Raw genomic sequence first — 13,821 nt, 5'->3', positions numbered from 1 at the left:
CAGACGTCACCTCCGCAAGCCGAACAGGCCTCCGGTCAACGTGTTGATCAGCGAGGTCAGCACGCCCTGGATGCCGGCGAGCGGGGCGGGCGCCGCCGGTGCTGGCGCGGGGGTGGTGGGCGCCGGCGTCGGGTTGGTGACGACGCCCGGCACGACGACCGGCGTCGTGCCCACGCCTGGCGGGCGCTGCACGAGCAGCTCGACGTTGCGGGAGGCGACGTCGCCCCGGTACTTGTCGCGGTCGGCCTGCGGGTCGTTGGCCGAGAGCTCGCGCGAGAGCGCCGCGAGCGACAGCGGGTCGTCCAGGTTGCCGTCGAAGGCGGCCGGCGCCGCGTGGTCGAGGAGCGTGCCGAAGATCGACCAGGTCCCGTCGCGGTTGTCGGCGATCTCGATGACCCGCGCCTGCTGCGGGAAGTCGATGTGCGCCGCCGTGTTGATCTCCCAGAACCCGCCCGAGCCGTCCGCACACGGGTGCTGGATGACGCGGTTGGTGTGCGTGTGGCCGTTGACCCAGGCGATGACCTGCGGCTTGGAGAGCAGGTAGGTCACGAGGTCCGCGCCGAGCACCCGCGGCCCGAGGTCGCCCCCGAGCCCGATCAGCGGGTTGCCCATCGTGTCGGAGGTGTGATGGCTGAACAGCACGACGGCCTTGTCGGTCGTGGCGTCGATGACCTGCTTGATCCAGGCGAGCTGGGCCTGGTCGAGCGAGCCGTCGGAGTACCCGTTCGGGTTGACGGTGTCCATCACGACCATGCGGACGTCGCCGCTGTCGAAGGTGTAGTACGCCGTGCCGGACGTCCGGTTCTGGGCCGTGAACCCGTGCCCCACGGGCGCTCCGCTCGTCGCGAAGTGCTCCTCCACGACCTGCTTGCGGGTCAGCAGCCGGCGCCGCTGGTCGGCCGTGACGACGCGGGCCCCGAGCCCCAGCGTCAGGCTCTCCAGCAGCACGCCCAGGTCAGCGCGCGTCACCGCATCCAGCAGGTTCGCCTGCGAGACGCCGAGCGGGGGCGAGATGACCTTGAGGTTGCCCGTGGAGATGAGCCCGAACGGCACGGTGCCCGACGGGAACAGGCCCTGGACGAGTCCGTCGTGGTTGCCGAACACCGAGTACCACGGGATCGACAGTCCCTCGGCGTCGAACTTCTTGCGCGCCGCGTCGAGCAGGCCGGGCACGGTCGGGTAGCCGAAGTCGCCGCGGTAGTCGTCGTCCGCGCGGCCCGGAGGCGGCCCGTCCGGGTGCCAGTAGTGCGTGTCGTAGGTGAGCGGGTCCTGGTCGGCCACGCCCTCGTACCGGTTCGGGTCGCCGCTGTCGGGCGTGATCGCCCCTCCGTCGAGGATGTCGATGTTCCAGCGGATCTCGTTCTGCTGGCTGTTGTCGGAGTTGTCGCCGGTCTGGATCGCGAACTGCAGCGGGGTGCCGAGCACGGGGCCGGAGCCGAGCGAGTTGATGGCTCGCACCATCGAGTCGGCGACCTGGGCCGACAGGATCTCCTGCGGCCGGTAGGCCGAGCTGAACAGGCCGATCGTGGGGGCGCCCGCCGTGCCGGGGTCGTCGAAGCGGTCGAACCACTCGAGTCGCGCCGGGGACTGGTGGTCGACCACGTGCACGTCGCTGAGCTGCACGAAGGTCGCCTTGTGCACCCGCGTGGCGGCGCGGCCCGAACCGGCGGCGACGCCGAGCTCGGTGCGCACGAGGTGCGGGTCGGGTGCCGCGATCGCGACGTTGCGGTATCCCCGGGCGTTCGGCGGGGTCACGGTGAAGGTCGACTGGAGCGTGCTCCGCGCGAGCTTCGCGTTCACCCGGGCGGGCGAGACGGCCTGGGCGGCCAGCGGCCCCAGCACCTGGCTCCCCACCAGCACGACGGCGCCGAGGGCGCCTCCTTGGATCACGGAACGACGGGAGATGTCCACGACCACTCAACGGCCCAACGTGACGCAGGTCACGGGTGCGCCCCGACCGGATCTGTGTCGCCCCTGTGCCGTGGCGTACAGTGGAGCGCGTCCCACTGTCGATGATGCGAGGTTCCCGGTGAAGATCGCCGACCGTCACCCCACGCGTTCCACGCGCTGACGTCGCCGAGCTCCCGCACCTCCACTCGCAGGACGGGCTCCACGGTCAGCGCTCGACTGACCACCCGGGAGCCTCATGTCCTCGACCCTCCATCCTGCCGTCGTGCTCGACGGCCTCACCTTCACCTGGCCTGACGGCACGACCGTGCTCGACGGCGTCTCCGGCACGTTCGGCCGCGGTACCACCGGTCTTGTCGGCGCGAACGGCGTCGGCAAGTCGACCCTGCTGCGACTCGTCCTCGGCGAGCTGACCCCGACCGCGGGCAGCGTCACCGTCGACGGCGAGGTGGCCCACCTGGACCAGTTCGTCCACCGTCTGCACGACGCGACGGTCGCCGACCTCCTCGGGGTACGAGCCGTCGCCGAGGCGTTGGCGGCGATCGAGGCCGGGAGCACCGACCCGTCGCACTTCGACGCGGTCGGCGACGCGTGGGACGTCCACGAGCGCAGCGAGGCCGACCTCGCCGCGATCGGCCTCGACTCCCTGACCCTGGACCGGCCCCTGACGACGCTCAGCGGCGGCGAGATCGTCCTGACCGCGCTGGTCGGACTGCGGCGCGATCCCGCGGCCGTCACGGTGCTCGACGAGCCGACCAACAACCTGGATCGGGCGACCCGCGCCCGGGTGCACGACCTCGTGGGGTCGTGGCCGGGAGCGCTCGTGGTCGTGAGCCATGACGTCGCCCTCCTCGACCGCATGGACGCCACCGCCGAGCTCCACCGGGCCCCCGGATCCGGCGGGACGCTGACGACCTTCGGCGGCGGGTACTCCGCGTGGCGCGAGCACCTCCTGGCGGAGCAGGAGGCGGCCGAGCAGACCCTGCGCACCGCGGAGCAGAAGCTGCGGGCGGAGAAGCGGCAGCGGCAGGAGGTCGAAACCCGGTTGGCGCACCGCAGCAAGCAGGGTGCGAAGGCCGCGCGGGAGAAGCGCGTGCCGAAGATCCTGCTCAACACCCGCAAGTTCAAGTCCGAGAACTCGATGGCCAAGGTCCGCGGGACACAGGAGGCGCGGATCGACGAGGCACGGCAGGCGGTCGACACCGCGGCCGAGGCCGTGCGCGACGACCGGACGATCCGGATCGACCTGCCGGACCCGCACCTCTCCCCTCGTCGGCGGCTCGTGGAGCTGACGAGTGGCGAGCACGTCGTCGAGATGCGCGGATCCGAGCGCGTCGCGCTGGTGGGACGCAACGGCATCGGGAAGACCCGCCTGTTGCGACAGCTCGTCCACGGTGGTCCGGGTGGCGCCGAGGACCAGCCCTGGGCGCAGGCGTTCACCGATCGCATCGGCCACCTGGACCAGCGGCTCGACGACTTCGACGAGACGGCGAGCGTCCTCGACACCGTCCGGGCGGCGTGCCCCCAGGCGCCTCCGGAGCAGGTGCGGGGTCAGCTGGCCCGGTTCCTCCTGCGGGGCGACCAGACGTCGCGGCCGATGAGCACGCTCTCCGGCGGCGAACGCTTCCGCGTCGCCCTCGCCAGGCTGCTGCTCGCCGAGCCCGCTCACGAGCTGCTGGTGCTCGACGAGCCGACCAACAATCTCGACCTGGACTCGATCGATGCCCTCGTCTCCGCCCTCGCCTCGAGCAGGTCGGGGCTGCTCGTGGTGAGCCACGACGACGCCTTCCTGGAGCGTCTCGGCGTCGACCGCTGGCTCGAGCTCACGGCGTCGGGCCTGCGGGAGGCAGCCGGACCGGACGACCTCGGAATACCCGAGGACACCGAGGAGGTTGACTGAGCACGTGGATACGAGCCTCTTCTCCCCCGTGACCCTCGGAGCCGTCGAGCTCCCCAACCGCGTGCTGATGGCACCGCTGACCCGCATGCGCGCGACGCCGCCCGGTGACGTGCCCAACGACCTGATGCGCGAGTACTACGTGCAGCGGGCCGGAGCGGGCCTGATCGTCTCCGAGGGCACGCAGGTCTCCACGTGGGGCAAGGGCTACATGGACACGCCGGGGATCTACTCCGACGAGCAGGTCGCCGGCTGGCGGCGCATCACCGACGCAGTGCACGAGGCGGGTGGCCTGATCGCCGCGCAGCTGTGGCACGTCGGCCGGGTCTCGCACGAGTCGTTCCACGACGGCGAGCTCCCGGTGTCGGCGTCGGCAGGTCCGTACCGCAACCGCACCACGGTGCGTGGCGCCGACGGCGGTCCGGAGCGGGTCAGCTGCCCCACGCCGCAGGCCCTGACGGCCGAGGGCATCGAGCGGACCGTTGAGGAGTTCCGCCAGGCGTCCGCGAACGCCCGTGAGGCCGGCTTCGACGCGGTCGAGATCCACGGCGCCCACGGCTACCTCCTGCACCAGTTCCTGAGCCCGGTCAGCAACCTCCGCGACGACGAGTACGGCGGATCGGTCGAGAACCGCGCCCGCCTGCCGCTCGCCGTCGTCGACGCCGTCGTCGAGGCCTGGTCGGCCGACCGCGTGGGCATCCGCATCTCCCCCATCGGCTCGTTCAACGGCCTGGAGGACCTCGAGGGCGGCGACACGGGCCTGTACTTCGCCGCCGAGCTGGCGAAGCGCGACCTCGCGTTCCTCCACCTGTCCGAGCCCGACTGGGCCGGTGGCCCCGAGCTCGACGACGCCTTCCGCGCCTCGCTGCGTGAGGCGTTCCCGGGCCCGATCGTCGGTGCCGGCGCATACACGACGGAGAAGGCCGAGCGCCTGCTCGCGGCGGGCTTCATCGACGCGGTCGCCTTCGGACGCAGCTACATCGCCAACCCGGACCTGGCCGAGCGCCTCGCGGCCGGGGCCGAGCTGAACGACCCGAACCCGAAGACCTTCTACGGCGGCGACGCCGAGGGCTACACCGACTACCCCGCCCTCGCCTGATCCACCAGCGCGCAGAACCGCCCCGCACCTGCTGTCGCAGGGCGGGGCGGTTCTCGTCCGGCTGAGGGTCAGCGAACGTCGTAGCGGTCGGCGTCCATGACCTTGACCCAGGCGTCGACGAACTCACGGGTGAAGCGCTCGGCGCCGTCGTCGCTCGCGTAGACCTCGGCCAGCGCCCGCAGCTCGGAGTTCGAGCCGAAGACCAGATCGGCCCGCGAGCCGGTCCAGCGCACCGAGCCCGAGGCGTCGCGCGCCTCGAACACCGTCTGCGTGTCGTCGGTGGCCTTCCACTCCAGGCCGAACGCGAGCAGGTTGACGAAGAAGTCGTTCGTCAGCGTGCCCGGGGCGTCGGTCAGGACACCCAGGTCGGAGCGGTCGTACGTGGCCCCGAGGACGCGCAGGCCGCCCACGAGCACCGTCATCTCCGGAGCGCTCAGGTTGAGCAGGTTGGCCTTGTCGACCAGCAGGTACTCCGCGGGCAGTCGCGCGCCCTTGGCCTGGTAGTTGCGGAAGCCGTCGGCCGCGGGCTCGAGCCACGCGAACGACTCGACGTCGGTCTGCTCCTGCGAGGCGTCGACCCGGCCCGGCGTGAACGGCACCGTCAGGTCGTGACCGGCGGCCTTCGCCGCCTTCTCGACACCCACGTTGCCGGCCAGGACGATGACGTCCGCCAACGAGACGTGGGCACCGCCGGCGCTGTTGAAGTCACCCTGCACGCCCTCGAGCACCCGCAGCACGCGCGCGAGCTCGTCGGGGTTGTTCGACTCCCAGGCCGCCTGCGGCTGCAGACGCACTCGCGCACCGTTGGCGCCACCGCGCATGTCGCTGATGCGGAACGACGAGGCCGAGGCCCACGCCGTCGTGACCAGGTCGGCCACCGACAGGTCGGTCGCGGCGATCGCGTCCTTCAGCGTGGCCACGTCGGCGTCGCCGATCGGCGTGCCCTCGGCAGCCGGCAGCGGGTCCTGCCAGAGCAGCTCCTCGCTCGGGACCTCGGGGCCGAGGTAACGGACGACCGGACCCATGTCGCGGTGCGTCAGCTTGAACCAGGCGCGCGCGAAGGCGTCGGCGAGCTCCTCAGGGTTGTCCTTGAAGCGGCGCGAGATCTTCTCGTAGACCGGGTCGAAGCGCAGCGCCAAGTCGGAGGTGAGCATGCGCGGCTCACGCTTGCCGTCGCCGAACGCCTCGGGGACGAGGCCCTCACCGGCGTTGTTCTTCGGACGCCACTGGTGCGCACCGGCCGGCGAGGAGAACAGCTCCCACTCGTAGGCGAACAGGATGTGGAAGAACTCGTTGTCCCACCGGGTCGGGTGGTAGGTCCAGGTGACCTCCAGGCCCGACGTGATCGCGTCGGCGCCCACGCCCGTGCCGTGGGTCGACTTCCAGCCCAGACCCTGCTGCTCGATCGTGCCGCCCTCGGGCTCGGCGCCCACGAGGTCGGCCGGACCGGCACCGTGGGTCTTGCCGAAGGTGTGGCCTCCGGCGATCAGCGCGACGGTCTCCTCGTCGTTCATCGCCATGCGGGCGAACGTGTCGCGGATGTCGCGCGCCGATGCGAGCGGGTCCGGGTTGCCCTCGGGGCCCTCCGGGTTGACGTAGATCAGGCCCATCTGCACGGCCGCGAGCGGGTTCTCGAGCTCACGGTCGCCGGAGTAGCGCTGCTGGCCACCCTGCTCGCCGCCGAGCCACTCGGTCTCAGGGCCCCAGTACACGTCCTGCTCGGCCTCCCAGACGTCCTCGCGTCCGCCGGCGAAGCCGAAGGTCTGGAAGCCCATCTCCTCGAGCGCGACGTTGCCCGTGAGGACCATGAGGTCGGCCCACGAGATCGACTGGCCGTACTTCTTCTTGACGGGCCACAGCAGGCGGCGCGCCTTGTCGAGGTTGCCGTTGTCGGGCCAGCTGTTCAGCGGGGCGAACCGCTGCTGGCCGGCGCCCGCGCCACCCCGGCCGTCGTACACGCGGTACGTGCCGGCGCTGTGCCACGCCATGCGGATCATGAACGGCGCGTAGGTGCCGAAGTCGGCCGGCCACCAGTCCTGCGAGTCGGTGAGGATCGCGGCGATGTCGGCCTTGACCGCGGCCAGGTCGAGCGCGTTGAACGCGGCCGCGTAGTCGAAGTCCTCACCCAGCGGGTTGCCGACGGCCGGGTTCTTGGCCAGCAGGCGCAGGTTGAGGCGCTTCGGCCACCAGCCCTCGTTGACGCTACCGCTCTCGGCGGGGAAGTCGGTCTTGCCGTGGGCCACGGGGCAGCGGCCCTCGTTGCTCGGGTCGTTGAGGTCGCCGACCTCGGCGTTGTGCTCGGCCATGTCGATCCTTTCGTCGGGTTACGTGGGTGTCGGTTGACGTGCGGATGAATCGGGGTGGTCAGGAGGGTGCGCAGGTGGCGCACAGGCCCCAGTAGATGACCTCGGCCTCGTCGATGACGTAGCCGTGGTCGTGCGAGGGGGTCAGGCAGGGAGCGGGTCCGACGGCGCAGTCGACGTCGGTGATCGAGCCACACGTGCGGCACACGAGGTGGTGGTGGTTGTCGCCGACGCGCGACTCGTAGCGCGCCACCGAGCCGTTGGGCTGGATGCGACGCAGCAGTCCGGCATCGGTCAGGGTGTGCAGCGAGTCGTAGACCGCCTGGTGCGAGACGTCGGGCAGGTCGGCGCGCGCGGCGGCGATGAGCGACTCGGTGTCAGCGTGGGGGTGGGCGTGCACGGCCGCGAGGACCGCGACCCGCGGACGCGTGACCCGCAGGCTGGCGTCGCGCAGCAGCTGCTCCGCGTCCGCCATCGAGGTCATGCTCCGACCGTACCGCTTTTCTTGAACGGATCAAGAAAGGTCTGCCTTCGTGTCGCCCGAGGTGCCGTGACGTCCGTTCTCCACAGGGTCCTGGTGGGCCGGGGCCGCTGTCGGTGGGGGCGGGTTGGCTGGTCTCATGTTCGAGGACCTGGCACCCGAGGGCGTGCTCGCTGCTGTGGCGGGCGCGGACTACCGCGTGGTGGACCCGATCGACGTGATGGGCGCCAAGCATGTCGATGCGATCGTGGCGTTGGAGCGGCTGATCCGGGTCGCGCAGGCACGTCTGGTCGAGCAGGTCGCCGACTTCTACGAGCTGCGTCTGGCCACGCATGCGGGTGATCGTGACCTGGCGCTGACCGTGGCGGCCGAGACCGCGATGGCCCGGGGTCAGTCACCGACCGCGGGCCGCAACCTGTTGGAGCTGGCGATGGGCCTGCGGCCGATGCCGATCCTGCGCACCGCGTTCGGCGACGGGGTGGTGTCCGAGCCGGTGGTGCGGGCGGTCGTGCGGGTCGTGCGCACCCTCGACCCCGGCACCATCACCCTCATCGACGCCGCCCTCGCCGGAGCCCTCGCCGGTTTGACGCCGGCCCAGGCGGCCGACCTGGTGCGCGAGCTGGTCGTCAGTCACGACGTCGAGGCCGCCGCCGAACGCGAGCGCAAGGCCCGCGCCGACCAGTTCGTCTCGTACTGGGCCGAGCCCGACGGGGTCGGCACCCTCATCGTCCACGGGCCCGCCGAGCAGCTCGTCGGCATCCGTCAGAGCCTGCAGGTTCACGCCGACCGACTCCGCGCCCGCGGCGACGACCGCGATCGTGGGCAGATCATGGTCAACACCCTGTTCGAGCGGGTCACCGGCGTCGAGACCGTCGCCGGACCCGACATCGACCTGTCCATCGTGCTGCCCATCGAAGCCCTCACCGGCGTCCCTTGCGCTGCCGACCTCGCCGGCCACGGGCCCATCACCCCGCACCTGGCTGCTGAGCTCGTCGACAGCGCAGGGCAGGCCTGGTTCCGCCGCCTGTTCACCGAACCCACCGGCTCCCTCGCGGGCCTGGACACCCGCCGACGCTGCTTCACCGGCACGCTGGCCTCCTGGATCCGCACCCGCGACCACCACAAGTGCCGCCAACCCGGATGTTCTTGCCGGATCCGCGAGATCGACCACATCCGACCCCACCGCAACGGCGGACCGACCACGCAGGCCAACGGCCAAGGCCTCTGCCGACTCTCCAACCTCGTCAAAGAACTACCCGGCTGGCACGTCCATGCCGGACCCACCGGCGAGATCACCTGGACCACCCCCACCGGCCACGCCTACACATCCCCACTCCCTGGCGCGCGCCGGGGTTCCGCGCGAGACTCGGGACCATGACCTGGAGCGAGGTTCGGTTTGTCACGAGCGACGACGTCGCGATCGCGGTCGAGGAGATCGGCGATCCGCACCTGCCCGTGCTCGTGCTGGTCAACGGCGCCGCCTCCGCCAAGGAGTGGTGGGACGACGAGCTCTGCGAGCTGCTGGCCGACGCTGGTCGTCGGGTGGTGCGGTACGACCTGCGCGACGTCGGCCAGTCGACCACCGTGCCGCTGGGCGCGGCGACCTACACGGGCGAGGACCTCCTGCGCGACCTGGTCGCGGTGATCCGCGACGTCAGCGACGCTCCCGTGCACCTCTGGGGCGTGTCGCTCGGTGGCGGCCTCGTGCAGACCGTGGCGGTCCGGCACCCCGAGCTCGTCGCCACGACCATCCTGCAGTCCACCACGGCAGGTGGACCAGGGGCCGAGGACGCCGACCTCCCCGGGCCGACGCCGGCGATCCTGGAGTCCTTCGAGCACCCGCCTCCGGAACCGGACTGGGACGACCCGGACGCCGTGGTCGCGGCCGAGCTGGCGGGGCTGCGCGCCTACGCCGGCACGCTCGGGCTCGACGAGGTGCGGGCGGGCCAGACGATCCGCAGGATCCTGGACCGAGACGGTCCGCAGCGATCTGGGGCGAACCACTTCATGATCGAGGGCGGCGACCCGGTCGACCTGGCCGACCTCCGCGTGCCGACGCTCGTCATCCACGGCGACGCCGACCCGCTGTTTCCCCTCGAGCACGGGCGCCACCTGGCCTGGCTGGTGCCCGGAGCCGAGCTGCTCGTCGTGCCCGGGATGGGTCACGAGCACCCACCGGCCGCGGCCTGGGACCTCGTGGTGCCCGCCGTCCTGGCCCACACCTCCACCGCTAGCTGAGACCCGCGGCCTTGGCCTCGAGCACGGCGCGCTCGCGCTCGTTGCGCGCCAGCGACGCCGCCGTCAGCAGCTCACCGCGCGCCTCCTGGGTGCGCTCCATCCGGGCGAGCAGCTCACCCCGCACGCTCGGCACCAGGTGGGAGCCGGCGAGCTCTCCCCGCGCCACCAGCCCGTCGACGATCTCGAGCGCCTCGGCCGCGCTGCGCGCCATCGACACCGCGACCGCGCGGTTGAGATCGACCACCGGGTTCGGCGCCAGCCGCCCGAGCGCCTCGTACAGCACCACGATCTGCTCCCAGTCGGTCTCGTCGACCGACGGCGCGATCGCGTGGCACTCGGCGATCGCCGCCTGCAGGGCGTACGGCCCTCGGCCGCGGCCGAGGCGGTCGACCTCCGCCAGCGCTGCCCGACCCCGGGCGACCGCGTTGCGGTCCCAGCGCCGTCGGTCCTGGTCGCCGAGGAGCACAGGGTTGCCGGCGGCGTCGACCCGCGCGGCGAAGCGGGACGACTGGATCTCCATCAACGCCACGAGGGCTCGCGCCTCGGGCTCATGGGGCACCAGGGCACTGACGAGCCGCCCGAGGCGCAGCGCCTCGTCGGCCAGCTCGCGACGCACCCACTGCTCACCGCTGGTCGCGGAGTAGCCCTCCGTGAAGACCAGGTAGACGACCTTGAGGACCGACTGCAGGCGCGCCGCCCACTCGGTGTGGTCGGGCACCTCGAACGGCACCCGGGCCTCGGTCAACGTGCGCTTGGCCCGCACGATCCGCTGCTGCATCGTGGAGGTCGGCACCAGGAACAGCCGGGCGATCTCGTCGCTGGACAGGCCCGCCACGACCCGGAGCGTCAGCGCGACCTGCGCCTCGCGCGACAGCACCGGATGGCACGCCGTGAAGAGCAGCCGCAGGCCGTCGTCGGCGATCGGCTCCCACACGTCCTCGGCGCTCTCGTCCAGGTCGCGGGCGATGGCCTCGTGCCGGGCGTCGAGACGCTCGCGGCGGCGGAAGGCGTCGATCGCGCGGCGCTTGGCCACGGCCGTGAGCCACGCGGCGGCGTTGCGGGGCACGCCCGTCGTGGGCCACTGCTCCAACGCCTCGGCGACGGCCTCTTGCGCCAGGTCCTCAGCCAGGGCCAGGTCGCCCGTCATGCGAGCCACCGTCGCGACGACCTTGGCCCCCTCGATGCGCCAGACGGCGTCGACGGTCCGGGCGATCCCGGCCGTCGACGCCGTGTCCTGGTGCGTCATGGCTCAGTCGTTGTCGAGCTCGAGGTCGGACGCGTCGCCGAAGCGGCGCACCTCGAGCTTCGAGCCGGGGCCGAGCGGGCAGCGCTTGCCCCACGCGACGGCCTCCTCCTTCGTGGCGGTCTCGATGACCCAGAAGCCGTTGAACAGCTCGTGGACCTCGCCGTACGGCCCGTCGGTCGCGACCGGGTCCGCGGAGGAGAAGTCGATCACGACGGTCTCGGACGGGTCCGAGAGGCCCTCGCTCGCGACGAGCACGCCAGCGGCCTCCAGCGCCTCGTTGTAGGCGCCCATCGCGGCGATGATCTCGGTGAAGTCGACCTGCTGCGACGCCTCGTAGGCCTCGGCGGAGTCCCGCATGACCAGCATGTACCTGCTCATGGCGATCCCTTCGATCCCGGGCCCGCGCTCAGTCCGTGCCCAGCTGCTCGCGCCAGCCGGCTTCCTTCTGCACGTACTCGTTGTCGGCGAAGTCCTCGAAGTCGGTCTCGTCGGTGATCCGGCGGACCTCCAGCTTCGAGCCCGGGCCGAGCGGAGCGCGCTTGGCCCACTCGACGGCCTCCTCCTTCGACGACACCTGGATGATCCAGAAGCCGTTGAAGAGCTCGTGCACCTCGCCGTAGGGCCCGTCGGTGACGATGCGGTCCTCCGTGGAGAAGTCGACGACGACGCCCTCGGCAGCGTCGGTGAGACCGTCGCCGCCGGCCATCACCCCGGCGTTGATCATGGACTCGTTGTAGGCGCCCATCTGGTTGATGATCTCCTCGAAGTCGACGTCCTTGGACGCCTCGAGGGCCTCGGCCGTGCTCCGCATGATCAGCATGTACTTGCTCATGGTGTTCCCCTTCGATGTGGGGCGATCTCTTCGCCCTTCACCCACACGTCGAACGGCACGGCGCCGGATCGACACGGACACCGAAACTTTTTCACGGATCGGTGATCAAGGGCCATCACCCGGGGGAAATTCCCGCTCAGGAGCCGCCGCCACCGCCGCGCGTCCAGGACGTGCGGCCGATGGCGCGGCGGGCCGCCTCGTCGGGGCTGACGTCGTCGGACCGGCCGGCCCGGCGGTCCTGGCCGTGGGTCGGCTCGTCGGGCCCCGTGAGCCACCACGCCCCGAGAGCGCCCACGACGAGCACCCCGAGGAACACTCCGACGATGACGAACTCCATGGCGCCACGGTACGCCGGACCGCCCTCCCCGTCACGACTCCGACATGGCAGGGTGTGACCGGGGTCGCACGACGAGACGTCCCGCGCCCGGACACTCAGGGGGAAGTCACGATGGAAGTCCTGCACACCGCGATCGCGATCGTCCTCGCGATCGCGCTGATCATCGCCGTCAAGGTCGACCCGGTCATCTCCCTGCTCGTCGCCTCGCTCTACCTGGGCCTCGCCTCGGGGGTCGGATTCGCCGACACCGTCGAGGCCATCACGACCGGATTCGGCTCGATCATGGCGGAGGTCGGCCTCCTCATCGGGTTCGGCGTCGCGATCGGGGCGCTCCTGCACTCCCTGGGGGCGTTCCGCAAGCTCGTGCACGCCCTCCTGCGCGCCGTGGGCCCTCGGAAGCTCCCGTACGCGCTCGCTGCCGCGCTCTCGACGGTCTTCCCGTCGATCTACGTCGACGTGCAGGTCGTGCTCGCCGCGCCCATCGCCCGCACCTCCGCGCCGCACGTCGGCCGGCGCGGGCTGGCGCTCCTGTCAGGCGCCATCGGCACCGGCATCTTCGCGGGCTACGTGTTCGTGGTCCCGGGCCTGGCCGCGGTCTCGATCGCGAGCCTCCTGGACGTCCAGCTGGGCCAGTACCTGATCTTCGGCATCTTCCTCGGCCCGCTCACCGCGATCGCCACGACCCTTCTGTTCGCGCTGCTGCTGCGCACCCGCTACTGGAACCCCGAGACCGACGAGGAGCCGGAGGCCCGCGAGGCGGAGTCGGAGACCGTGTCGGAGGACGCTCCCGAGGCGGTCGACGCCGGCCTCCCGCTGGGCGTGCTCCTGCTGCCGATCCTCGTGCCACTCGTGCTCATCGCCTTCGGCGCCTTCGCCGAGGTCTACGACTTCTCGACGCCGATCATCGCCTTCCTCGGCAACGCCACGATCGCGCTGTTCATCGGCCTGCTCGGGGCCTACGGCCTCTCCCGTTGGCGGTCGGGCTCGCACCTGACCGACGAGGCGCTGTCGAACGGTTTCAAGACCACCGGCGAGATCCTGCTCATCACCGGCATCGGCGGGTCGCTCGGTGAGGTCATCTCGGCGACCGGCATGGACCAGACCCTGGCCAACCTGTTCTCGGCCGATGCCGGAGCACCCGTCGTCGTGACCATCCTCCTGGCGTGGTTCATCGCCGCGGTGCTGCACCTGGCGATCGGCTCGGTGTCCGTGGCCGCCATCGCGGCGGCGGGCATCGTCGGCCCCATCGTCGGGACGACCGGCGTCGCCCCGGTCGCCGTGGGCCTGGCGATCGCTTCCGGCGCGATGTTCGCCCTGCAGGTCAACAGCAACTTCTTCTGGATGTTCAAGTCGCTGCTGAACCTGACCACGCAGGGCGCGCTCAAGACGATGACGATGGTCACGAGCATCGCGTCACTCGTCTCGCTGCCTCCGGTGATCGTGCTCGCGCTGGTGCTGTAGCGGCTTCCTCGCCGCGCAC

At 71.4% G+C, this 13,821-nt stretch carries 12 protein-coding genes; 5 read left to right on the top strand and 7 right to left on the bottom strand.

Going from position 1 to position 13,821, the window contains the following annotated elements; genetic code table 11:
- Window positions 1–6 precede the first annotated feature (6 nt).
- A complete protein-coding gene (locus tag LO931_RS09100) occupies window positions 7–1,890 on the bottom strand; it encodes a TIGR03767 family metallophosphoesterase (protein WP_229053232.1) in 1,884 nt (627 codons plus the stop codon).
- Window positions 1,891–2,146: 256 nt separating this feature from the next.
- Between LO931_RS09100 and LO931_RS09095 the strand changes: the two genes are divergently transcribed.
- Window positions 2,147–3,808 carry an ATP-binding cassette domain-containing protein gene (locus LO931_RS09095; protein WP_229053230.1) on the top strand — a complete coding sequence of 554 codons (1,662 nt, stop codon included), beginning with the start codon at window positions 2,147–2,149 and terminating at the stop codon, window positions 3,806–3,808.
- A gap of 4 nt (window positions 3,809–3,812) precedes the next feature.
- Window positions 3,813–4,904 (top strand): N-ethylmaleimide reductase, encoded by a 1,092-nt coding sequence (gene nemA / locus LO931_RS09090; protein WP_255657850.1) that lies wholly within the window; start codon window positions 3,813–3,815, stop codon window positions 4,902–4,904.
- 68 nt (window positions 4,905–4,972) lie between these two features.
- Here nemA and katG read toward each other — a convergent pair whose 3' ends face one another.
- Window positions 4,973–7,210 (bottom strand): catalase/peroxidase HPI, encoded by a 2,238-nt coding sequence (katG, locus tag LO931_RS09085; RefSeq protein ID WP_229053229.1) that lies wholly within the window; start codon window positions 7,208–7,210, stop codon window positions 4,973–4,975.
- A gap of 58 nt (window positions 7,211–7,268) precedes the next feature.
- Entirely contained in the window at window positions 7,269–7,682 is a 414-nt protein-coding gene (locus tag LO931_RS09080) for a Fur family transcriptional regulator (protein WP_370636120.1), read from the bottom strand.
- Between the two features lie 145 nt (window positions 7,683–7,827).
- Between LO931_RS09080 and LO931_RS09075 the strand changes: the two genes are divergently transcribed.
- Window positions 7,828–9,066 carry an HNH endonuclease gene (locus LO931_RS09075; protein WP_229053225.1) on the top strand — a complete coding sequence of 413 codons (1,239 nt, stop codon included), beginning with the start codon at window positions 7,828–7,830 and terminating at the stop codon, window positions 9,064–9,066.
- Window positions 9,063–9,926: an alpha/beta fold hydrolase gene (locus LO931_RS09070; RefSeq protein WP_229053223.1), complete on the top strand. Its 864-nt coding sequence runs from the start codon at window positions 9,063–9,065 to the stop codon at window positions 9,924–9,926. The genes LO931_RS09075 and LO931_RS09070 overlap by 4 nt, the downstream gene beginning before the upstream one ends.
- On the opposite strand, the gene LO931_RS09065 is transcribed toward LO931_RS09070, so the two are convergent.
- The 4 genes from LO931_RS09065 to LO931_RS09050 all read right to left on the bottom strand — a co-directional run bounded on the left by LO931_RS09065 (window position 9,919) and on the right by LO931_RS09050 (window position 12,341).
- Entirely contained in the window at window positions 9,919–11,172 is a 1,254-nt protein-coding gene (locus LO931_RS09065) for an RNA polymerase sigma factor (protein ID WP_229053221.1), read from the bottom strand. The genes LO931_RS09070 and LO931_RS09065 overlap by 8 nt on opposite strands.
- A gap of 3 nt (window positions 11,173–11,175) precedes the next feature.
- Complete coding sequence (locus tag LO931_RS09060; RefSeq protein ID WP_229053220.1) at window positions 11,176–11,550, bottom strand: YciI family protein; 375 nt, start codon at window positions 11,548–11,550, stop codon at window positions 11,176–11,178.
- 28 nt (window positions 11,551–11,578) lie between these two features.
- Window positions 11,579–12,004, bottom strand: coding sequence for a YciI family protein (locus LO931_RS09055; RefSeq protein ID WP_229053209.1), 426 nt, complete (start codon window positions 12,002–12,004; stop codon window positions 11,579–11,581).
- A 136-nt stretch (window positions 12,005–12,140) separates the two neighbouring features.
- Entirely contained in the window at window positions 12,141–12,341 is a 201-nt protein-coding gene (locus LO931_RS09050) for a hypothetical protein (protein ID WP_229053207.1), read from the bottom strand.
- A gap of 111 nt (window positions 12,342–12,452) precedes the next feature.
- Here LO931_RS09050 and LO931_RS09045 point away from each other — a divergent pair, with 111 nt between their 5' ends.
- Window positions 12,453–13,802, top strand: coding sequence for a GntP family permease (locus LO931_RS09045; protein ID WP_229053205.1), 1,350 nt, complete (start codon window positions 12,453–12,455; stop codon window positions 13,800–13,802).
- The last annotated feature ends 19 nt before the right edge of the window (window positions 13,803–13,821 follow it).

Source organism: Aeromicrobium sp. Leaf350 (assembly GCF_916858655.1).
Taxonomy (GTDB): Bacteria; Actinomycetota; Actinomycetes; order Propionibacteriales; family Nocardioidaceae; genus Aeromicrobium.
This window is presented reverse-complemented; position numbering and strand designations above follow the sequence as displayed.

Excerpts from the sequence above, each read along its gene's own strand:
- LO931_RS09095 (WP_229053230.1), top strand. The coding sequence starts at position 2,147 with ATGTCCTCGACCCTCCATCCTGCCGTCGTGCTCGACGGCCTCACCTTC.
- katG (WP_229053229.1), bottom strand. The coding sequence starts at position 7,210 with ATGGCCGAGCACAACGCCGAGGTCGGCGACCTCAACGACCCGAGCAAC.
- LO931_RS09080 (WP_370636120.1), bottom strand. The coding sequence starts at position 7,682 with ATGGCGGACGCGGAGCAGCTGCTGCGCGACGCCAGCCTGCGGGTCACG.
- LO931_RS09075 (WP_229053225.1), top strand. The coding sequence starts at position 7,828 with ATGTTCGAGGACCTGGCACCCGAGGGCGTGCTCGCTGCTGTGGCGGGC.
- LO931_RS09070 (WP_229053223.1), top strand. The coding sequence starts at position 9,063 with ATGACCTGGAGCGAGGTTCGGTTTGTCACGAGCGACGACGTCGCGATC.
- LO931_RS09065 (WP_229053221.1), bottom strand. The coding sequence starts at position 11,172 with ATGACGCACCAGGACACGGCGTCGACGGCCGGGATCGCCCGGACCGTC.
- LO931_RS09060 (WP_229053220.1), bottom strand. The coding sequence starts at position 11,550 with ATGAGCAGGTACATGCTGGTCATGCGGGACTCCGCCGAGGCCTACGAG.
- LO931_RS09055 (WP_229053209.1), bottom strand. The coding sequence starts at position 12,004 with ATGAGCAAGTACATGCTGATCATGCGGAGCACGGCCGAGGCCCTCGAG.
- LO931_RS09050 (WP_229053207.1), bottom strand. The coding sequence starts at position 12,341 with ATGGAGTTCGTCATCGTCGGAGTGTTCCTCGGGGTGCTCGTCGTGGGC.
- LO931_RS09045 (WP_229053205.1), top strand. The coding sequence starts at position 12,453 with ATGGAAGTCCTGCACACCGCGATCGCGATCGTCCTCGCGATCGCGCTG.